Here is a 19,868-nt window from a genome sequence, read left to right on the forward strand (position 1 = left end):
TGGTCAGGCGGCGGTCGCGTGCTCGATCCCGCCGGCCCAGACTCGCTGGATGCGGCGGGTCGCCCGGATGTCGGCGACGGGATCACCGTCGACGAGCACCAGGTCCGCGCGGTAGCCGGGGAGGATGACGCCCCGGTCGTAGAGCCGGAACGCCTGCGCGGGCAGGACGGTCGCCGCCCGGAGGGCCTCGACGGTGCTAAGGCCGGCACCCACCAGCAGCTCCAGTTCGTGGTGGAGGCTGCTGCCGAACGGCGGGTTCACCGGGATCCCCGGTGTGTGGTTCGAATCGGTGCCGGCGAGGATCTGCGCGCCGGCGCGGTGGAGGGCGGTGACGCTGTCGCGGGCGGCGGCGTAGCTGGTGCCCGGGATCCCGAGCCCGGCGAACCCCTCCATGATCGTCAGGGTCGGTACGGAAACGCGGCCGCGGGAGGTGTACTGTCCCGCGACCGCCGGCGTCAACGCGGTGTCGAGCGGGACGTGGTGGATCATGTCGGCCCCGGCGAGCAGGGCCTCGGCGACCGCGGCGGAGGCGGGCGCGTGGGCCATGACCTGCTTGCCGTAGCGGTGGGCGACCGCCGTCAGGGCGTTGAGCGTGGGCTGGTCCAGCCCGGGGATGTCGATGATCAGCTTGATGTAGTCGGATCCTTCGGCCACCCGCGCGGCCACGAACGCCTCGGCCTGGTTCGGGTTGCTGACCAGTGCCGATTGCGGGAATCCGGGGATCTGGCTTTCCAGGCTGCCGGGGGCGGTCGCGGGCACGCCCGCGCTGCGGATGTCGGTCAGGCCGGGACGGCGGCGCAGCGAGTCGACCAGCGAACGCGGCCAGCACGCCATGTCCAGGCCGGTGGTGACGCCGTAGCTGGTCAGCTGCTCCAGCGTTGCCACGTTCTCCAGGTGGATGTGGGAATCGATCAGGCCGGGCAGCAGCGTGGCGCCCTTCCCGTCGATCACGCGGGCGCCGATGGTGGTGACGCCGATCAGGCCGTGGTCGATGACCACGGTCCGCGGCGCCGACAGCGTCCGGCCGTCGAAGACGCGCACGTTCGTCAGCGCGATCTTCTCGCTCGCCGCGGTGCCCGCGGCCAACGCCGTTCCGGTGGCCAGCGCGGGAATCCCGACGGCGGCGCCGGTCGCGGCGGTGCCGAGGAACTTCCTCCTGGTCCAAGGGGTGCTGCTCATGGCGTCATGTCCTCTCGTCATTGGGCGAACACGAGATATATTTGATAACACTCAGGTCGGCGAAACGACCTGAAGATCGGAGTGGGCGGGGTCAGAGGTGGTTCGGTTCGTCCGGAGCGCCGCGGATCAGCAGGGAGGCGGTGTGGGCGATGTGGTCGCGCAGCAGTTCCTGGGCGCGGTCGGAGTCACGGGCGATCGCCGCTTCGAGGATCTGCCGGTGTTCGGAGGCGAGATCGCGGTCCGGTTCGGTCCCGAAGGACACCGACCACTGCAGGTAGAGTTCCGCCTCCTGGCGCAGGGAGCGGGCCGTGGCGACCAGCCGCTGGTTGCCGCAGCCGGCCAGCAGGGCCGCGTGGAACGCGCTGTGCGCCGCGGACCACTCGTCGCACGGGTGGTCGGGGTCGTCGGCGTGCTCGAACGGCGTCCGCTCCAGGAGGTGGTGGGCGGCCATCGCCTGGGCCTCCCAGTGCACGCTCCCGTCCTGGATGGACAGCCGCAGCACCAGCGACTCGATCTCGACCCGGGCCTGGGTCAGCTCGGCCAGGTCGCGGTGCGACAGGGGAGTGACGAGGTAGCCCTGGTGGGGCCGGGTCGTCACCAGGCCGTCGGCGGCCAGCCGGGTGAGGGCTTCGCGGGCCGCGCCGACGCTCGTCTGATAGCGCTCGGACAGGAGCGGGAACTTCAGCCGCTCACCCGGGGTCAGCCGGCCGCCGAGGATGTCGGCGCGCAGTCGCTGGTAGACCGCGTCCGTTCGGGTCGCGCCCGCACTCCCGCTCATGGCGACATCGTAGCGGGTTACGAGTGCAACCCCAAGATTCGAAAGTTTATTGACAACTCGAACATTGGGCCGTAGAACAGACCCGCCGCACCAGGTGCGGCGTGTCGGCCCGGATCGGGCGACCAGGGGCGGCGGTCCGCCGCATCGATCTTCCTCTTTCGTTCGCAGACAACCGGAGGCCGTTGATGTCCTCTCCTGCTGCCCTGCCGCGGTTCCCGTGGCTCGTCGTCGCCCTCGGCTTCGGCGCCATCGTCTTCGAGGGCTACGACCTGATCGTCTACGGCTCGGTGGTGCCCGCCATGCTGGCCCACCCGGGGTGGGGGCTGTCCCCGGCCGAGGCCGGCGCGATCGGCAGCTACGCCCTGCTGGGCATGTTCCTCGGGGCGCCGGCCTCGGGGTGGCTCACCGACCGGTTCGGGCGGCGCCGGCTGTTCATCGGCCTGCTCGTCTGGTTCTCGGTGATGATGGTGCTCGTCGCGCTCGCGCCGACGCCGGGATTGCTGGGGTTGTTCAGGTTCCTGGCCGGGCTGGGCTTCGGCGGGATCCCGCCGACCGCCATCGCCCTGGTCGTCGAGGCCGCGCCGGCGGGCCGCAAGCTGTTCTACAACTCGGTGATGCTGTCCGGGTTCCCCGTCGGCGGCGTCGTCGCGGCGGTCGCGTCCCTCACACTGCTCGGCCCGATCGGGTTCCGCGGGCTGTTCGCCCTCGGCGCGCTGCCGTTGGTGACCCTGGTGCCCCTGGCGTGGTGGGTGCTGCCGGAGTCCGTTCGCTTCGCCGCCGCCGGGGCGGAATCCGGCGGCGGGAAGGTCCGGGCGCTCCTGCGCGGCCGGGCCGGGGTGGCCACGCTGCTGTTCGCCGTCGCGAACTTCTGCGGCTTCCTCCTGGTGTTCGGGCTCAACACGTGGCTGCCGCAGCTGATGCGCGGCGCGGGCTACGACCTGGGTTCGGCCCTGACTTTCCTGCTGCTGCTCAACATCGGGTCGGTGGTCGGCGGTTTGGTCGGCGCCGCGATCTCGGACCGCTTCGGCGGCCGCGCGGTGGCGACGGTGCTGTTCGTGCTCGCCGCCGCGGCCATGCTGCTGCTGACCGCGCCCCGGTCGCCGATGGCGACGTCGGTGCTGGTCTTCGTGGCCGGGGCGATGACGGTCGGCAGCCAGTCGGTGTTGTGGGGGTACGTCGCCACGCACTACGACACCGCGGCGCGTGCGACCGCCCTCGGCGTCACGTCTGGGATCGGCAGGCTCGGCGCGGCCGCGGGGCCGGCGATCGGCGGGCTGCTGGTCGCGAACGGCGTCGGGCTGGCGGGCAACGTCCTCGTGTTCGCCGGGGCCGCGCTGGCCGGTGCGGTGAGCAGCGTCCTGGTTCCCCGGCGTCGCACGGCGGCGGCTACGGCGGCGCTCGCGGCGGATCCCGTTTCGTAACCCCGGACAGCAGTGCCCCGCCGGGATGCCGCGTGGCCCGGCGGGGCACTGCGCGATCGCGTCAGAGCCCGAGCAGGCGTTCGGCGTTGCCGTGGGCGATCTTGGCCCGGTCGGCCTCGTCGATCGGGGCCGTGCGCAGGAATTCGGTGGCGGTCCCCATCTCTTCGAACGGGTAGTCGGTGCCGAAGAGGATGTGGTCGGCGCCCAGCGCGAGCAGGGCGCACTGCAGCGGCGGGTGGTCGCAGACACCGCTGGTCGTGATGTACAGGTTGTGCCGCAGGTAGTCCGACGGGTGCTCGCGGGCGAGTTCGATGCCGTGGTGGTTGTGGAACCCCCAACGGGAGTCGAGCCGCCAGAGCACGTACGGTAGCCCCTCGCCGAGGTGGCCGAGCAGCAGCTTGGCGTCGGGGAACTCGTCGAACACCCCGCCGAAGATCAGCCGCAGCACGTGGGACGCCGTGTCCGTGCCCCAGCTCCACATCGGACCGATCAGCTCGGGGTGCCCGGACAGGACGTGCGCGGTGTCGACGCCGTTGGCCGGGTGCAGGTACAACGGGACGTCGAGTCCGGTGGCGTACTCCCACACCACGCGCAGCGCCGGGTCGTCGAGGTAACGGCCCTGCGTGTGCGCGTTGACCAGCGCGCCTTTCAGGCCCAGCTGGGTGACGGCTCGCTCGAGCTCCTTGGCGGCGGCTTGCGGGTCCTGGAGAGGCAGTGCCGCGAAGCCCGCAAAGCGATCCGGGTGTCCGGCGATCGTCTCGGCCAGCAGGTCGTTGACGGCCGTGGCGCGCGCGACCGCGACCGCGGGGTCGGTCTCGGCCTGGATGCCGGGAGCGTTGAGCGACAGCACCTGGACGTCGAGCCCGGCGGCATCCATTTCGGACAGTCGTTCGCCGGTGAGGTCGAGCAGGCGCCGGGACGCCTCGGCCCACTTGCCGGGCTGCGCGATCGTCGCGGAACTGGCGCCGTAACCGGCCAGCTCCCCGGTCACGAAGTGCTCTTCCAGGCCGATCACGCGCATGATGTCCTCCGAGGTTCACTATATTGCATTGAGTTCACCAATGGTGGAACATGTACTCATGGGTGTCAAACATGACGACGTCGTGGTGATCGGCTACGGGCCGACGGGGATGACGACGGCCGCGCTGCTCGGCCGGGCCGGGCACCGCGTCACCGTGCTGGAGCGCTACGCCGGGCTCTACAACCTGCCGCGCGCCGCGAGCTTCGACGACGAAACGATGCGGACCTTCGCCCGGCTCGGCATCGCCCCGCGGCTGCTGCCGACACTGCACGCGCAACCGACGTACGAGTGGCGCAACGCCAACGGCGACCTGCTCATCGAGCACGCTTACGCCGACGAAGGCCGCAGTGGCTGGGCCGAGTGGTACATGATGTACCAACCGGATCTGGAAGACGCCCTGGACGAGGTCTGCCGCGAGACGCCGGGAGTCGACGTCCGGCTCGGCTCGGCGGTCACCGGTATCGAACAGACTCCCGACGGGGTCGTGCTCACCACAGCCGACGGATCCCGTTTCGCGGCAAGCTACGTCGTCGCGTGCGATGGCGGCAACAGCTTCACCCGCGAGGCGCTCGGTATCGGCCAGGACGACTACGGCTTCGCCGAGCCGTGGCTGGTCTGCGACTTCCGGCTGCACGAAGATGCCGAAGCGCTGGGGTTGCCGCGAGCGTTGCAGCTGGGCGATCCGCGCCAGCCGACGTCGATCATCTCCCTCGGCGAACGGCACCACCGGTTCAGCTTCATGCTCGACGCGGGGGAGTCCGTCGAGGACGCTCCAGCGGTGTGGACCCGCGTCGCGGACCGGCTGACCCCGGACGACGCCGACCTGATCCGCGTGGCCACCTACACCTTCCGCTCCCTGGTCGCGCACCGCTGGCGGTCCGGCCGCGTGCTGCTCGCCGGCGACGCCGCCCACCAGATGCCGCCCTTCCTCGGGCAGGGCATGTGTTCGGGGGTCCGGGACGCGCAGAACCTCGCCTTCAAACTGGACCTGGTGCTGCGCGGCGCGGCCGGCGACGCGATCCTCGACACCTACCAGTCCGAACGCGAGCCGCACGTGCGCGCCGTCATCGAAAAGGGCGTCGAACTGGGCCGGGCGCAGACGATCCGCGACCCGGAGCTGGCCGCCGAGCGCGACCGGCGGCTGCTGGCCGAACGGGCGGCAGCCGCGAGGCCCGCGAACCTGCGGCTGCCCGGTCTCGGCCCCGGCTTCGTCGGTCCCGGCGGTGGCGAGCTGTCGGTCCAGGGCCGCGTTGACGACGGCGCCCGGGTGGACCGGCTGGACCAGGTCGTCGGCGGCGGCTTCCACTTCCTGGTCACCGAGGAGGCGCTTTCCGAGCTCGACCAGCAGGCCCTCGCCGTGGCCGGGGTCCGGGTCGTGGCGTTCGGCGAACAGCCCGGCGGCCCTGTGGTCGTCGACGTCGACGGCACCTACCGGCGCTGGTTCGACGAGCTGGGCGCCACCGCGGTCGCCGTCCGCCCCGATCTGTACGTCTTCGGCGCCGGCACCGATCCGAAGGGCTTGGCCCTGGCGCTGCTCGACGGATTCGTATAGTGATCCGGTGGCAGACATCGACGGCGCGGCCGACGCCCGGCAAGGCATCCAGTCGGTCGAAATCGCGATGACCGTGCTGCTCGCGCTCGAAGAGGGGCGCGGGCCGATGAGCCTGACCCAGCTCGCCGCGGCGAGCGGGATGAGCGTCAGCAAAGCGCACCGGTACCTGGTGAGCCTGGGCCGCATCGGGCTCGTGGCCCAGTCGCGCAGCTCGGGGCACTACGACCTCGGACCCTCCATGCGGCGGCTCGGCATGGAGGCGCTGCGGCGGATGGACGAGGTCGGCCTCGCCTCCGAGCACCTGCCCGGGCTGCGCGACCGCACCGGCCACGCGGTGAACCTCGCGGTGTGGGGCGACCACGGCCCGGTGGTCGTCCGCTGGGACTACGGGTCCTACGCGCTGCCCATCACCGTCCGGGTCGGCGCGACGATGCCGCTGTTCGCCTCGTCGATCGGCCGCGTGTACCTCGCGCACCTGCCCGAAACCCTCACCGGACCGGTACTGGACGCGGAGGCGCCGCGCCGCCCGGCCGCCGCGGAGCTTTCGCGGATCACGAAAGCGGTGCTGCGCGACGGCGTGGCGGTGACCTCCGGCGGGGTGGTCCCCGGCGTCAGCTCGGTGGCCGCGCCGGTGTTCGCCGCGGGCGAGTCACTGCCGCTGGCGGTCGCGCTGGCCTTGCCGGCCCGGGAAGCCACCGACGCCGTGCTCGCCGACGTCACCGCGGCGCTGCTGGAAACCACCGCGGCGATGTCGGCCGAACTCGGGCACTCCGCCGGTCAGAGGTAGTTCTGGGTGATCTGCTGGTACTCGGTGAAGTCGTCCAGGCTGGCGACCCCGCCGAGCCGGCCCAGGCCACTGCTCTTCCAACCGCCCTCTTCCATCTCGACGGCCAGGTTCGCCCAGCTGTTGATGGAGACGAGGCCGGCTTCCAGCCGCCGGGCGACGCGTCGGCCGGTCGGCGTCGCGGCTCCACACGCACGCGCTCAGCCCGTACTCGGTGGCGTTGGCCAGCTCGACGGCCTCGTCCTCGGTGTCGAACCGCTCCACCACCTGAACGGGACCGAACACCTCGTCCTGCACGATCGGCAGTGAAGTGTCGGAGACTTCCAGCAACGTCGGGTGGTAGAACGCGCCCGCGGCGAGTGCCGGGTCGGTGGCGGGCCCGCCGCGGACGATCGCGGTGGCCCCGGCGGCGATGGCCGCCTCGACCAGGGCGTCGACCCGGGCGACCGAGGCCTTGTCGATGAGCGGGCCGAGCTGGCTCGTTTCGTCGGCGGCTGGGCCCGGCCGGACGGCCCGGAACCGCTCGGCGACCGCCTCGACGACGTCGTCGGCGATCTCCCGGTGGAGGAGGACCCGGCTGCCGGTCATGCAGAACTGGCCGGCGAAGACCGTGCAGGACTGGACGATCGTCTCGACCGCGGCGTCGAGGTCGGCGTCGGGGAACACCAGGTGCGGCGTCTTGCCGCCGAGCTCGGCGCTGACCCGCTTGAGCGACTGCGCGGCGTCCGTGAGGATCAGGCGTCCGGTGGCGGTGCTGCCGGTGTAGCTCACGACCGGCACCCGCGGCGACCGCACGAGGTGACGGGCGCCGTCGCTGCCGGACTCGATGAAGATGTTCACCAGGCCCTCGGGCAGATCGCCGACCCCGGCGAGGATTTCCGCCATCACGCGGGCGGTCTGCGCTGCCTGCGCGGGCATCTTGACCACGGCGGCGCAGCCCGCCGCGAGCGCCGGGGCCAGTGACCGGATCGACAGGTAGGCGGGGGAGTTCCAGGGCGTGATGATCCCGGCGACCCCGACCGGCCGTCGGATGGACATCGACTGCTGACCCGGCTTGGTCTGGCTGACCCGGCCGAAGTCCTGCAGTGCCAGTCCCGCGGCGAATCGGAGTGCCCGCGGGATGAAGTGGACTTCGTAGCCCGCTTCGCCGGCCAGCTTGCCGTTTTCCCGGCACAGCGTGGCGATGAGATCGCCCGCACGGGCCTCGTAGGCGTCGGCGAGGTGGTGCAGCGCCGCGGCCCGGCGCATCGCGTCGTCGCGCCAGCCGCTGCCGGTGAAGGCGTGCGCGGCGGCGTCGATGGCCGCTTCCGCGACCGCTGCGTCACCGTCGGCGTACCAGCCGATCGTTTCGCCGGTCGCGGGGTTGACGCTCGGCCGGTCGAGGAGGTCGGGGCCGGCCGGCTTGCCGCCGATCCAGTGCCGCGCCTGCGGTTGGGGGGCCATGTGTTTCTCCGTCCGATAGCCGGGATCTTGTGCGGGCGAGGTAGCGGCTCAGACTCGCCAGAGGCCGCCGTCGGCCACGATGGTCTGACCCGTAACGAAAGAACTGTCCTCACTGGACAGGAAACAAGCGGTGCCGACGATGTCGGCCGCGGTGCCGATTCGCTTGATCGCCTGCATCCCGGCGACCGCCTGCAGGATCTCCTCGCCGATGAACTGCTCGCCGCCGGGCGTGCGGGACGCTGTCGGCGCGATCGCGTTGACGGTGATGCCGAACGGTGCCAGGTCGCTGGCCAGCGCACGGGTGAACCCGACGACCGCGCCCTTGCTCGCCATGTAGTGCGTCATCCGCGGCACCGCGAGGCCGAGCGAGTTCGACGCCAGGTTGACGATCCGGCCCCAGCCTGCCTCGCGCATCGGGCCGATCACCGCCTTGGTCATGAGGAACTGGGAGTCCACGTTGATTTCATGGGTGCGCTTCCACTGCGCGAAGTTCAGCTCGAAGACGTCCGCGAACGGGAAGACGCCGGCGTTGTTGACGAGGATGTCGACGCGACCGGCGAAACCGAGCAGCTCCGGCGTGAGGGCGGCGACCTGGTCCGGATCGGACAGATCGCCGCGCAGGGCGAGCCCTCGGCGGCCGATCTCGCGGACGGACTCGACGGTGGCGTCGGCGGCCCGCTGGTCGATGGCGATGATGTCCGCTCCGCGACGGGCGAATTCGGTGGCGATGGCCCGGCCGAACCCCCCTGCCGCGCCGGTCACGACGGCAGTGCGCCCGGTGTGGGTGGGCGGGTACTGCGCTGCTGGTCCTGGGGACATCGTTGCTCCCTGCGCGGGCGTGAGCGGTACGTGCCGAGACCGCATCAGAGTTCACCATGATGCATTGACTTCACTTATCATGGAACAGTGGCTTCGCGACTGTCAAACCTGGGCATCCTTGTCGCGACAGTCCGGCATCTCGGAGGAAAGGAACTGCTGTGAAGATCGTGACCCTCGAGGAGCACTACCTCGACGTCGCCGTCGCGCGGGCCAGTGCTCCCGCCGCGCAGGCGCTGAGCCCGCACTTCGCCGCGAGCTTCGCCGCGGACAGCGGCTTGCCGTACTCGCCGAGCGCCGAGGTGCTGCGCGACCTCGGCGAAGGGCGCATCGCGGACATGGATCGCCACGGCATCACGATGCAGGTCCTGTCGAGCCTCTCGACCCAGCAGTTGCCCGCCGACGTCGCGGCCGATCTCGTGCGCACGACGAACGACACCCTCGCCGATGCCGTGCGCCGGCACCCGGACCGCTTCGCCGCCTTCGCGGCGCTGCCGACATCGGTGCCCGAGGCCGCCGCCGCCGAGCTGGAACGCTGCGTCGGCGAGCTGGGGTTCGTCGGCACGATGATCATGGGCCGGACCGAGGACGAGTTCCTCTCCGCGCCCCGGTTCGACCCGATCCTGCGCGCGGCCGCCGCGCTGCGCGTGCCGATCTACCTCCACCCGGGTGTGCCGCCACAGGCGACGAGCGCCTCGAACTACGAGGGGCTCGATCCGCTGGTCACCGCGCGGTTCCAGACCGCGGCCTGGGGGTGGCACCAGGAAACCGCGGTGCACTTCCTCCAGTTGGTCCTGGGCGGCGTTTTCGACCGGTACCCGGACCTGCAGGTCATCCTCGGTCACTGGGGCGAACTGGTGCCGTTCTACCTGGACCGGCTCGACGAGGCGCTGCCGCAGCGCGTCACCGAGCTGGAGCGATCCATCGGCGACTACGTGCGGCAGAACGCATACGTCACGCCGAGCGGGATGTTCAGCCACGCGCAGCTGCGGTACTGCGTCGACGTCCTGGGTGCCGATCGGATCATGTACTCCGTCGACTATCCCTTCATCGGCAACGAAAGCGCGGTGGACTTCCTGGACAAGGCCGACCTGCCCGAAGCGGCGAAGGAGGGTATCGCCCACCGGACGGCGGAGCGGCTCCTGGGTCTGCCGCAAGATTCGAAAGTTCGTTGACTAATCGAATCTTCCCGGGTAGACAAGAAGCGACCTGAACCGGCGCCGACCGCGGGAGAACCGTCCACATGCGACTAGCCAACATCGGGAACCGCGCCGCGCTCGTCCTCGGCACAGCCGGTTCCGAGCGAACTCTCGATGTCGCCGACGCCTCGGCCGGTCGCTGGGGGCCCGGCCTGCCGGACGTGTTCCGGAACTGGGCCGACGTCACCGCCTGGGCGGCCCGCCTGGAGGCTCCGGCCGACCGGCTCGTCACTCTCGACCGCGCCCGGCTCGGCGCGCCTTCCCCGGCCCCGAGCCAGGTCTTCGCCGTCGGCCTGAACTACCACGCCCACGCCGCCGAGTCCGGGTTCGCCGCTCCCACGCAGCTTCCGCCGGTCTTCACCAAATACGTCTCGAGCTTCTCCGGGCCCGACACCGACGTCGTCCTGCCGCCGGACGGGAACGTCGACTGGGAAGTCGAGCTGGTCGTGGTGATCGGCCGGGAAGCCCACGAGGTGACCGAAGCCGGCGCGTGGTCGTACGTCGCCGGGCTCACCGCGGGCCAAGACCTCTCCGAACGGCTCACGCAGCTGCGCGGGCCGGCACCGCAGTTCGGCCTCGGCAAGTCGTTCCCCGGGTTCTCCCCGCAAGGCCCGTGGCTGGTGACGCCGGACGAGTTCGCCGATCCCGACGACCTCGAACTGGGATGCGCCATCGACGGCGAAGAGGTCCAAAAAGGACGTACCAGTGATCTGATCTTTTCCGTTCCCCGGTTGATCGAAGCGCTGTCCGAGACCGTGACCCTCCAGCCCGGCGACGTCGTGTTCACCGGAACGCCGGCGGGGGTCGGCGTCGGCCGCGAGCCGAAGCGGTTCCTTCGAGCAGGTGAGCGCCTGGACAGCTGGGTCGACGGTATCGGCGAACTGCACCAGCGGTTCGTCGCCGCCCCGGACGGCGAGTGAGGAGAACAGCCATGGCACTGCACGGACTGGGCAAGGTCACGATCGGCGTGCCCAACGTCGCGGAAACCATCGCCTACTACATCGACTTCGGCCTCGAACACCGCGGCGACGGCCGCTTCGCCACCCGCCACGGCGGAGAACAACTCCAGATCGTCGGCTCGCCGGGCCGCCGGCTGGTCGAACTGGCCGTCGCGGCCGACGACCAGGACGACATCGCGACGATCAGCCGGCGGTTGCGCGCCCACGACGTCCCCGTGGCGGAGGCCGGCACTTCCCTGCGCGCGGTCGAGCCGGTCACCGGCACCGAAATCCTGGTCGAGGTGCGACCTCGGATCGTGATCGACCCCGCGGTGCCGGCGACGCCGTACAACGGCCCGGGCCGCATCGACCGGTGGGGACGAGCGCCCTTCACCACCCGCACCGAGCCGGTCCGGCCACGCAAACTCGGGCACGCCGTGCTCGGCAGCACCGACCTCGAAACGACGAAGCGGTTCTTCACTGAAGGGCTCGGCTTCAAGGTCAGCGACTACATGGGCGACAAGGCCGCGTTCCTGCGCTGCTCGGTCGAGCACCACAACGTACTGGTGATGGCCGCGCCGGTGAACTTCCTGCACCACACGAGCTGGCAGGTCGACGACGTCGACGAGGTCGGCCGCGGCGCCCACGCGATGCTGGAGGCCAACCCGGAACGGCACATCTGGGGACTCGGCCGCCACTACGCGGGAGCGAACTTCTTCTGGTACCTCAAGGACCCCGCCGGCAACTTCTCGGAGTACTACTCCGACATGGACACCGTCCCCGAGGACGAGTTGTGGAGCCCCGAAGTGCTGCACGGCTTGCAGGGGCTCTACGCCTGGGGCCCGCCGCCACCGCCGTCGTTCCTCGAACCCGACGACCTCGCCGCCCTCATGACCGGCGCCCACTCAGCAGCAGGGCGATGACCAGCCCCGGAAGCACCCTGCTGGTCGTTCCCGGCGCGAACACGGTCGCGCCGGAGAACGGATTCCGGTCGGCGCGGCGGCTGTGGGCATCGCTGCCCCGGGAGCTCGCGACCTGTTTCGCGCTACGGTCGAGCGTGCTCTGCGCGGCGATCGTGGGGGAGGTGCAGGACGCCGTACCGGAGTACCGCGGCTCGGTGGAAGAAGCATTCGGCCCGGTCGTCGTCCACTGCGTCCGCCTGGTGATCACCCGGATTCTCCGCAGCGTCGGCGAGACCCCTGCGCCGCCGCCGCCGGCGCCCCTGTTCCGGCGCATCGGTGAAATCGAGTTCGCCGAGGGCCGTGGCGTGGAATGCTTGCAGACGGCCTATCGGGTCGGCGGTCGCGCGGTGTGGCGGTACCTCTCGGAAATCGAACAGGCCGCGGGCGTGGATCCGAACGTCCTGTGCGCGACCGCGGACGCGATCTTCGCCTACGTGGAGGAGATTTCGACGCTGTCGGTCGAGGGATACCGGGCCGCGCAGGGCCGGGTGGCCGGCCCGCGGGCGCGTCACCGGAAGCGGCTGCTGAACATGTTGGTCGGCGAGGCCCCGGCGGTCTGGCAGGCGCTGTCCGCGCAAGCTCTCACGGCCGAGTGGAGCATGCCGGCCGAAGTCACCTGCGTGGCGCTCGAACCCGCTACCGGCGGGCAGGACTTCGCCGAGCCGGACCTGCATCCGGAGGTGCTCGCCGATCTGGGTTCCGACGAGCCGTTCCTGGTCACCGGCGACGCCGCGCGGCACCTGGACCAGCTGGCCGCGCGGTTGCACGGCCGGCGGGCGGTGGTCGGGCCGACCGTGCGACTGGCCGAGGTCCGGCGTTCGCTGCTGTGGGCGCGCCGGACGCAGCGGCTCGTCGCCCGCGGCGTCCTGCCGGACGAGCCGGTGGTGCGCTGTGCCGATCACCTGGCCACATTGGTGCTGCTCGCGGACGATTTCCTGGTCCGCCAGCTGTGCGCCCGCAGTCTCGAACCACTCGACGGCCTGACACCGAAGCAGCGAAGTGTGCTGAGCGAGACGTTGCTCGTCTGGCTGCAGTCCCGCGACAGCGCTCCCGAGATCGCGAAGAAGCTGCGGGTGCACCCGCAGACGGTGCGGTACCGCCTGCACCAGATCCACGATCTGTTCGGCGTCGGCCTCAGTGATCCCGACACCCGCCTGAGCATCGAGATCGCCCTGCGCGCCCAGGTTCTCCTGGGGCCTCCGCGGCGACCGAAGGTCCACGAACCCGTGCCGTCGCGAACAGGCAGGTGAACGAATGCGTTACGACGTCATCATCGTCGGGTACGGTCCGGCCGGGATGGTGCTCGCGCCGCTGCTCGCGCAACGAGGGCACCGCGTCGCGGTCCTCGAGCGCTACGCGGGCCTGTACAACCTTCCCCGAGCAGCGACCTTCGACGACGAGACGATGCGGATTTTCCAGAAGATCGGGATCGCCGACGTCGTCGCCGCCGGCACGACTCCCCGGCTCGTCTACGACTGGTGCAACGCCGAAGGCCGGGTCCTGGCGAGACACACGTTCGCCGAGCGCGGGCTGTCGGGGTGGCCGGAGTTCTCCATGATGTACCAGCCCTGGCTGGAGGATCAGCTCGACGGCGTCTGCCGGAACCTGTCGGGTGTCGACGTCCTGCACGAGCACGAAGTGACGGGACTGCGTCAGGACGACCGGGAAGTGATCGTCGAAACAGTGACCCCGCAGGGTCTTCGCAGCTTCACCGCGCAGTACGTCGTGGGCTGCGACGGCGGCAACAGCGCGGTCCGGGAGCTGCTGGGTGTCGCTCTCGACGACTACGGCTTCTGCGAGCCGTGGCTGGTCTGCGACTTCGAGCTCAAGCGGTCCGCGGACGGCCTGCCGCCGGCCCTGCAGCTGGGCGATCCGGCGCAGCCGGTCTCGATCTTCACCATCGACGACAAGCACCAGCGGTTCGCGTTCATGCTGGACGACCGGCACGAGATCACCGAGGCGGACGTGTGGCGGAAGGTCTCGCGCTGGCTCAAGCCGGACGAGGCCGTCCCGATCCGCGTCGCCACCTACACGTTCCGGTCACGGTCGGCGCAGCGGTGGCGCGACGGGCGGGTCTTCCTCGCCGGCGATGCCGCGCACGAAATGCCACCGTTCCTTGGGCAGGGCATGTGCTCGGGCATCCGCGACACCGCCAACCTCGCGTGGAAGCTGAGCCTGGTCCTGTCGGCAGCGGCGTCGGAAAGCCTGCTGGACACCTACCAGGTCGAACGGGCGCCGCACGTCCGCAAGATCACCGAGAAGGCGATCGAGATGGGACGCCTGCAGACGATCCGCGATCTGGCCGAGGCGCGGGCTCGCGACGAGGTGATGCTGAAGGCCCGCGCGGCCGGAGACCAGCCCGCGGCGTACGCGTTCCCCGCCTACGACGCCGGGTTCCTGTCCGGTTCGGGCTCGGGCCGGGGCCGGTTGTTCCCGCAGGGCCGGGTACGCGCCGCAGACGACGCGATCACCCGGTTCGACGACGTGGTCGGTGACGGCTTCCACGTCGTCACACTCGATCCGGTCGCTGTGGGTGACCTGCCGGTGGACGTCGACCTCTGCGTGATCGCCGAGGGGGGCGTGACGGACGTCGACGGCGTCTACCCATCGTGGTTTTCCGAGCACGGCTGCACGACCGCGGTGGTGCGTCCCGACGGCTACGTCTTCGGCACCGCCCGCGATGCCGCCGGGCTGACCCGGGTCCTGGCTGAGCTCGGCGAGCGCCTCGACCGACCCCGACGCACAAGGAGAATGCCGTCATGAACGAGAGCAACCCCGTCCTGCAGATCGTGATCGCGAGCACCCGCCCCGGCCGGGTGGGACCGGCCTTCGCCGAGTGGTTCGTCAAGGTGGCCGAGGGCCACGGCGGTTTCGTGGTGGAGACGGTGGACCTCGCCGAGCGGAACCTGCCGTTCCTCGACGAGCCCAAGCACCCGAAGCTGCGGGAGTACCAGCACCAGCACACGAAGGACTGGAGCGCGACCGTCGATCGCGCCGACGCGTTCGTGTTCGTGACGCCCGAGTACAACTACGGCTACAACGCCGTGCTGAAGAACGCGATCGACTTCCTGCACCAGGAATGGGCCGACAAGGCGGTCGGCTTCCTCGGTTACGGCGGAGTCGGGGCCGGCACGCGCGCGATCCAGCAGCTGAAGCAAGTGGTCACGACCCTGCGGATGGTGCCGATCTTCGAGGCGGTCAACGTCCCGTTCGCGGCCGGAAAGCTCACGCCCGACGGCGAAGTGGCCGCCGATCCGCAGCTAGACGCGGCCGCGGTCGTCATGCTCGACGAACTGCTGCGCGTCACGAAGCTGCTGCGCTGACGGTCGCGGAGGGTGGTTGGCCGCCCGGGGCCGGGTCGGGGATGCTGTGGGGATGGAGGACACGCCGGAGCCGGGCCTGCGTGCGGACGCGCGCCGCAACCAGGAACGCATCCTCGATGCCGCCCGCGTGGTCATCGCCGAGCAGGGGCCGGACTTCGGCGTGCCCGACGTCGCGGCCCGGGCCGGTGTCGGGCTGCGCACGGTCTACCGGCGCTTCGCCCGGCGTGAGGACTTGATCGGTGCCGTTTTCGAGCGGTACGTCACCGACGAGGTGCAACCCATCGTCGAGGCGGCGGTGGACCGGCAGGATCCGTGGCAGGCGTTGGCCGCCGGTCTGGAGGCCACTGTGGTCACCGTGGCGGCCAACTCGGCGCTGCTGACGGCGGCGCGGGACACGGCACTGGTCACCCGGGCCACCGCGGAAGGCTTCGTCAAGCCGCTGAGCCGGGCGCTGGAACGTGCGCAGGCGGCCGGTGTCGCGCGCCCGGACCTCGACGCGAGCGACTTCCCGTCGCTGATCGCCATGGTCGTGGCCACGATGCTCGCCGTCCCCGATCTGGAGACCGAGCAGCCGGCGCGGTGGCGCCGGTACCTGGTGCTGCTCTTGGCAGGCTGCCGCGCGAGCGAGAGCGGTGATCCGCTGCCGTGACTGTGGTGTGGACCACAATCTAAGTGACATGAGTGTGTCACTTAGTCGTAAAGTAGGCGGAGTCAGCAAGACCCTCGCTACCGGGAGTTGCCCATGTCGGCCGACATCGCGGATCCGCTTCGACTGCCCTTCGACCGCCCGGCGGTGCTCGACATCGGCCCGCTCTGGGCGGAGCTGCGAGCCCGGCACCCGATCACCCCGGTCGTGACCCCGGCCGGGGATCCCGCCTGGCTCGTCACCGGCTACGCCGAAGCGAAGGCGCTGTTCAACGATCCGCGCCTCGGCCGCTCCCATCGCGAACCGGAGACGGCGGCCCGGATCTCCAACTCCGGCTTCAACGGCGGCCCGGTCGGCGAGTTCGACGCCGAGCCGGCCTTCAACGCCCGGCTGCGCCGGGTACTGGTGCCCTCCTTCTCCGCGCGCCGGATGCGGCGGCTGGAGGACGGGATGCAGAAGCTGGCCGACTCGCTGCTGGACGACCTGATCGCCGCCGGCGGCGACGGTCAGGTCGTCGACCTGCACGAACACCTGTCCCTGCCGCTGCCGATCTTCGTCATCTGCCAGTTGCTGGGCGTGCCCTACAGCGAACGCGACTACTTCAAGAACCTGTCCGAGCGATCCGCGACCATGACCGGCGACGACCCGTTCACCGCGATCGTCGAGCTGCTCGACTACGCCGGCGAGCTCGCCGAGGTCAAGCGCCAGGACCCGGGCTTGGACGTGATCACCGATCTGGTGCAGGCGCAACGCGATGATCCCGAGTTCACCACCGCCGAGCTGACCCAGGTGGTGGCCGGCGTCCTGTTCGCCGGGCACGAGACCACGGTCAACCGGATCAGCATCGGCGCCCTGCTGCTGCTCGAGAACCCCGAGGCGCGCCGCCGGTTCGTCGAGGACCCGGCCGCCCGCCCGCAGATCGTGGAAGAGATCCTGCGCCTGGCGGCACCGGAGAACTTCGGCTTGGCCCGTTACGCCCGGGAAGAGATCACGGTCGGCGAGGTCACCATCGCCGCCGGGGACGCGGTCATCATCTCCACGCTGGCCGGCAACCGCGATGCGTCGGCGTTCCCGGAGCCCGAGGCCTTCGACCCCGCGCGGCCCGCCGCCGCGGCCCACTTGAGCTTCGGGTACGGGGCGCACTACTGCATCGGCGCGAGCCTGGCCCGCACCGAACTGCGGGTCGCGCTGACGTCCCTGTTCACCCGGCTGCCCGATCTTCGGCTCGCGGTCGACGCCGGTGAGCTGCGGCTGCACACTGAGCGGCTCACCGGCGGTCTGCACGAGCTTCCCGTGACCTGGTAGCCCGCCGTCTCCCCGGGAGTGCTGATGTCTGTCACCCACGAGCTGTACACGGGCCGGTTCTGGGCCGACCCGTACCCCGCCTACACCGAGTTGCGCCGAGCCGCGCCGGTGCACCGCATCGAGCAGGCCGGCACCACGGTGTGGCTGCTAAGCCGCTATGCCGACGTCCGGGCGGCACTGGCCGACCCGCGCCTGTCCAAGGACGCGCGCTACACGCTGCCGCCCGGGCAACGGGCGGCGGCCGCGCGTTCGTCGGTGGAGATGATGGTGCTGATGGATCCGCCGGACCACACCAGGTTGCGCAGGCTGGTCTCGCGCGTGTTCACCGCCCGCCGCATGGAAGCGCTGCGCCCCCGCGTCCGGCAACTCAGCCACGAGCTCGTCGAGGCGCTCCCGCCGGCCGGGCGCGTGGACATCTTGCGCGAATACGCGTTCTTGCTGCCGGTGTTCGTGATCTGCGAACTGCTCGGGGTGCCGGCCGCGGATCGCGACGACTTCGCGGCGTGGTCCAACGTCGTCGTCGACGAATCCACACCCGCGGCGGCGAGGGAAGGCATGGGGAAACTGCAGGCCTATCTGTCGGAGCTGATCGAAGCGAAACGAAAGCAGCCCGACGACGGCTTGATCAGTGCGTTGATCAGCGACTCCGACGACGACAAGCTCACGCACCCGGAACTTGTCGCGATGTCGGTGATGCTGCTGATCGCCGGGCACGAGACGACGGTCAACCTGATCGGCAACGGCCTCCTCGCGTTGCTGACGCATCCGGACCAGCTCGCCGTGCTCCGGGAAAACCCCGACTTGATGCCGGCCGCGGTCGAGGAGTTCCTGCGGTGGGATTCCCCGGTCCACTCGCTGAGCACCTTCTACACCACCGAAGACGTCGAATACTCGGGCGTGACGATCCCGGGCGGCTCCGTCGTGCGGCTGTCCCTCGCGGCCGCCAACCGCGACCCCGAGCGGTTCCCCGACGCCGAGCAGTTGCGGTTCGACCGCGCCGAACCCGGGCACGTGGCCTTCTCCCACGGGCTGCACTACTGCCTCGGCGCCCAGCTCGCGCGCGTGGAGGGCCAAGAGGCGATCCGGACGCTGATCACCGCCCGCCCGGGCATGGCGCTGGCTGTGCCTCCTGTAGAGCTGAGTTACCGGCGCAGCCACGTCGTGCGCGGTCTGAAGGAACTGCCGGTCACCTTCCACCCTTGAGTCACGCCGACCGCGGCACGGCAACCCCAGGCGTTCAGCGCCGTCGACGGTCAGGCAGGCCCGTCAGGAAGGCCGAGGTGTCCGACAGGAGCGGCGTGATTGCGTGCCGTCGGTCAGACCCTGGTTCCGGCCGACGACCGTGCGCGTCAGCCCCGGTGCCACTTCTGGTTCGCCGTTGCCGTTCCAGCCCTGGATGTCCACGCACTTGTACGCCTGCGGGTTGACGAGGTCGCCGGCCGCGGACAGGACGAACTGCTGGGCCGGGCTTGCTGAACGAGGCGACCTGCTGACCGGCGGTGTTGGTGAAGTTCATGACGTTGCCTGACGTCCGGCCGACCGCGCCGGCCGGCGGTCAGCCGCAGGCCGGGTGCTTACCGGAGCGTATGGCCTCTTCATCGCCGTGCCGTTGACCGGGGCGTCCTTTGGTCTCCGCCGAACTGCCGGCTGCCTTGAGGAAGCGCCGACGGTCTTGGTCGTTCTCCGCGTTCCGGTTGATCATCGAAGCGGCACAGCGTTCGCCGAACACGGACGAACTCCTCCTCGCCCGCGCAGGTCGCAGATTCGATTCAACTCGGCTGGGCGAGCGTGGCCCCCGCCGCACGCGAGCTTGCCCTGACCGTCAGCGATCAGCTCACCGGTGCAAGCCTTGGGCGATCAGCTGCGGCCGGTTCATACCCGGTCGCGCAGCTTGGCGGTGATGCGCGCGAGCTCGTCCAGCATGAGACGGGCAGCGTCGTCGAGCCCGGCGTCCGCCTCCTTCAGTTCGCCGTCCGGGGTCACTTTCAGCATGGCGAACGGGATGTTGACGGATTCCAGTACGGGCACCATCCGCAGCGTCGTCACGACTTGCTTGAGCTGCTGCACGGCCCTGGTGCCCGCACCGACACCGCCGTAGCTGACGAAGCCGACCGCCTTGTCGGCCCATTCGTGGCAGAGGAAATCAAGAGCGTTCTTCAACACCGCGTTGTAGCCGTAGTTGTATTCCGGCGTGACGAACACCAGTGCGTCGGCCCGGTCGACGATCGCGCTCCAGGACTTGGTGTGCTGGTGGGTGTAGGTGCGCAGCCGAGGGTGGTGGGGCTCATCCAGGAACGGCAGGTTCACTTCCGCCAGGTCGACAACTTCTACGTCGAAACCGGGGTGTTCCTCGGCCAGCCCGGCGAACCAGGCCGCGAACGCCGGGCCGATCCGGGTCGGCCGGGTGCTGGCGATGTGAATCTGCAGCAGGGGAGGTGACGACACGTGGTCTCCTTAACCTGAAGGGGACATCGATCAGGTGGCATCGCGCCACGTCTGCC

The 19,868-nt window shown here is 70.4% G+C and carries 18 protein-coding genes and 1 pseudogene; 12 read left to right on the forward strand and 7 right to left on the reverse strand.

Annotated elements, in window-relative coordinates; translation table 11 throughout:
• Window positions 1-3 precede the first annotated feature (3 nt).
• Window positions 4-1,179: an amidohydrolase family protein gene (locus ACLJQM_RS14400; protein WP_410631619.1), complete on the reverse strand. Its 1,176-nt coding sequence runs from the start codon at window positions 1,177-1,179 to the stop codon at window positions 4-6.
• A 91-nt stretch (window positions 1,180-1,270) separates the two neighbouring features.
• Entirely contained in the window at window positions 1,271-1,957 is a 687-nt protein-coding gene (locus ACLJQM_RS14405) for a GntR family transcriptional regulator (protein WP_410631620.1), read from the reverse strand.
• Between the two features lie 185 nt (window positions 1,958-2,142).
• Here ACLJQM_RS14405 and ACLJQM_RS14410 point away from each other — a divergent pair, with 185 nt between their 5' ends.
• The gene (locus ACLJQM_RS14410; RefSeq protein ID WP_410631621.1) at window positions 2,143-3,378 is read left to right on the forward strand and encodes an MFS transporter; all 1,236 of its coding nucleotides are present in this window, start codon (window positions 2,143-2,145) and stop codon (window positions 3,376-3,378) included.
• Window positions 3,379-3,439: 61 nt separating this feature from the next.
• Here ACLJQM_RS14410 and ACLJQM_RS14415 read toward each other — a convergent pair whose 3' ends face one another.
• Complete coding sequence (locus ACLJQM_RS14415; RefSeq protein WP_410631622.1) at window positions 3,440-4,399, reverse strand: amidohydrolase family protein; 960 nt, start codon at window positions 4,397-4,399, stop codon at window positions 3,440-3,442.
• A 58-nt stretch (window positions 4,400-4,457) separates the two neighbouring features.
• On the opposite strand from ACLJQM_RS14415, the gene ACLJQM_RS14420 reads away from it, so the two are divergent.
• Both ACLJQM_RS14420 and ACLJQM_RS14425 read left to right on the forward strand, forming a co-directional pair.
• Complete coding sequence (locus ACLJQM_RS14420) at window positions 4,458-5,951, forward strand: bifunctional 3-(3-hydroxy-phenyl)propionate/3-hydroxycinnamic acid hydroxylase (protein WP_410631623.1); 1,494 nt, start codon at window positions 4,458-4,460, stop codon at window positions 5,949-5,951.
• A gap of 7 nt (window positions 5,952-5,958) precedes the next feature.
• Entirely contained in the window at window positions 5,959-6,738 is a 780-nt protein-coding gene (locus ACLJQM_RS14425; RefSeq protein WP_410631624.1) for an IclR family transcriptional regulator, read from the forward strand.
• Here the strand turns inward: ACLJQM_RS14425 and ACLJQM_RS14430 are convergent.
• Window positions 6,729-8,178: pseudogene (locus tag ACLJQM_RS14430) on the reverse strand (aldehyde dehydrogenase family protein). The gene ACLJQM_RS14425 and the pseudogene ACLJQM_RS14430 sit on opposite strands and share 10 nt — an antisense overlap.
• A gap of 48 nt (window positions 8,179-8,226) precedes the next feature.
• The gene (locus ACLJQM_RS14435; RefSeq protein WP_410631625.1) at window positions 8,227-8,997 is read right to left on the reverse strand and encodes an SDR family NAD(P)-dependent oxidoreductase; all 771 of its coding nucleotides are present in this window, start codon (window positions 8,995-8,997) and stop codon (window positions 8,227-8,229) included.
• 158 nt (window positions 8,998-9,155) lie between these two features.
• Here ACLJQM_RS14435 and ACLJQM_RS14440 point away from each other — a divergent pair, with 158 nt between their 5' ends.
• The 9 genes from ACLJQM_RS14440 to ACLJQM_RS14480 all read left to right on the forward strand — a co-directional run bounded on the left by ACLJQM_RS14440 (window position 9,156) and on the right by ACLJQM_RS14480 (window position 18,570).
• Window positions 9,156-10,169: an amidohydrolase family protein gene (locus ACLJQM_RS14440; RefSeq protein WP_410631626.1), complete on the forward strand. Its 1,014-nt coding sequence runs from the start codon at window positions 9,156-9,158 to the stop codon at window positions 10,167-10,169.
• A 68-nt stretch (window positions 10,170-10,237) separates the two neighbouring features.
• Complete coding sequence (locus ACLJQM_RS14445; protein WP_410631627.1) at window positions 10,238-11,113, forward strand: fumarylacetoacetate hydrolase family protein; 876 nt, start codon at window positions 10,238-10,240, stop codon at window positions 11,111-11,113.
• An 11-nt stretch (window positions 11,114-11,124) separates the two neighbouring features.
• Complete coding sequence (locus ACLJQM_RS14450) at window positions 11,125-12,054, forward strand: VOC family protein (RefSeq protein WP_410631628.1); 930 nt, start codon at window positions 11,125-11,127, stop codon at window positions 12,052-12,054.
• Window positions 12,051-13,343 carry a helix-turn-helix domain-containing protein gene (locus ACLJQM_RS14455; RefSeq protein ID WP_410631629.1) on the forward strand — a complete coding sequence of 431 codons (1,293 nt, stop codon included), beginning with the start codon at window positions 12,051-12,053 and terminating at the stop codon, window positions 13,341-13,343. The genes ACLJQM_RS14450 and ACLJQM_RS14455 overlap by 4 nt, the downstream gene beginning before the upstream one ends.
• A gap of 4 nt (window positions 13,344-13,347) precedes the next feature.
• A complete protein-coding gene (locus ACLJQM_RS14460; protein ID WP_410631630.1) occupies window positions 13,348-14,856 on the forward strand; it encodes a bifunctional 3-(3-hydroxy-phenyl)propionate/3-hydroxycinnamic acid hydroxylase in 1,509 nt (502 codons plus the stop codon).
• A complete protein-coding gene (locus tag ACLJQM_RS14465) occupies window positions 14,853-15,416 on the forward strand; it encodes an NADPH-dependent FMN reductase (RefSeq protein WP_410631631.1) in 564 nt (187 codons plus the stop codon). Before ACLJQM_RS14460 ends, ACLJQM_RS14465 begins: the two co-directional genes overlap by 4 nt.
• A gap of 52 nt (window positions 15,417-15,468) precedes the next feature.
• Window positions 15,469-16,065 (forward strand): TetR/AcrR family transcriptional regulator, encoded by a 597-nt coding sequence (locus ACLJQM_RS14470; protein ID WP_410631632.1) that lies wholly within the window; start codon window positions 15,469-15,471, stop codon window positions 16,063-16,065.
• Between the two features lie 93 nt (window positions 16,066-16,158).
• Window positions 16,159-17,367 carry a cytochrome P450 gene (locus ACLJQM_RS14475; protein WP_410631633.1) on the forward strand — a complete coding sequence of 403 codons (1,209 nt, stop codon included), beginning with the start codon at window positions 16,159-16,161 and terminating at the stop codon, window positions 17,365-17,367.
• Between the two features lie 24 nt (window positions 17,368-17,391).
• Window positions 17,392-18,570, forward strand: coding sequence for a cytochrome P450 family protein (locus ACLJQM_RS14480; RefSeq protein WP_410631634.1), 1,179 nt, complete (start codon window positions 17,392-17,394; stop codon window positions 18,568-18,570).
• A gap of 352 nt (window positions 18,571-18,922) precedes the next feature.
• Here the strand turns inward: ACLJQM_RS14480 and ACLJQM_RS14485 are convergent, their stop codons facing one another.
• Both ACLJQM_RS14485 and ACLJQM_RS14490 read right to left on the reverse strand, forming a co-directional pair.
• On the reverse strand, window positions 18,923-19,096 hold the full coding sequence (locus ACLJQM_RS14485; RefSeq protein ID WP_410631635.1) for a hypothetical protein: 174 nt from the start codon (window positions 19,094-19,096) through the stop codon (window positions 18,923-18,925).
• Window positions 19,097-19,239: 143 nt separating this feature from the next.
• Window positions 19,240-19,812 (reverse strand): NADPH-dependent FMN reductase, encoded by a 573-nt coding sequence (locus ACLJQM_RS14490; RefSeq protein WP_410631636.1) that lies wholly within the window; start codon window positions 19,810-19,812, stop codon window positions 19,240-19,242.
• Between the last annotated feature and the right edge of the window lie 56 nt (window positions 19,813-19,868).

The organism is Amycolatopsis sp. cmx-4-83, assembly GCF_046548815.1.
In the GTDB taxonomy this organism is placed as follows: domain Bacteria; phylum Actinomycetota; class Actinomycetes; order Mycobacteriales; family Pseudonocardiaceae; genus Amycolatopsis; species Amycolatopsis pretoriensis_A.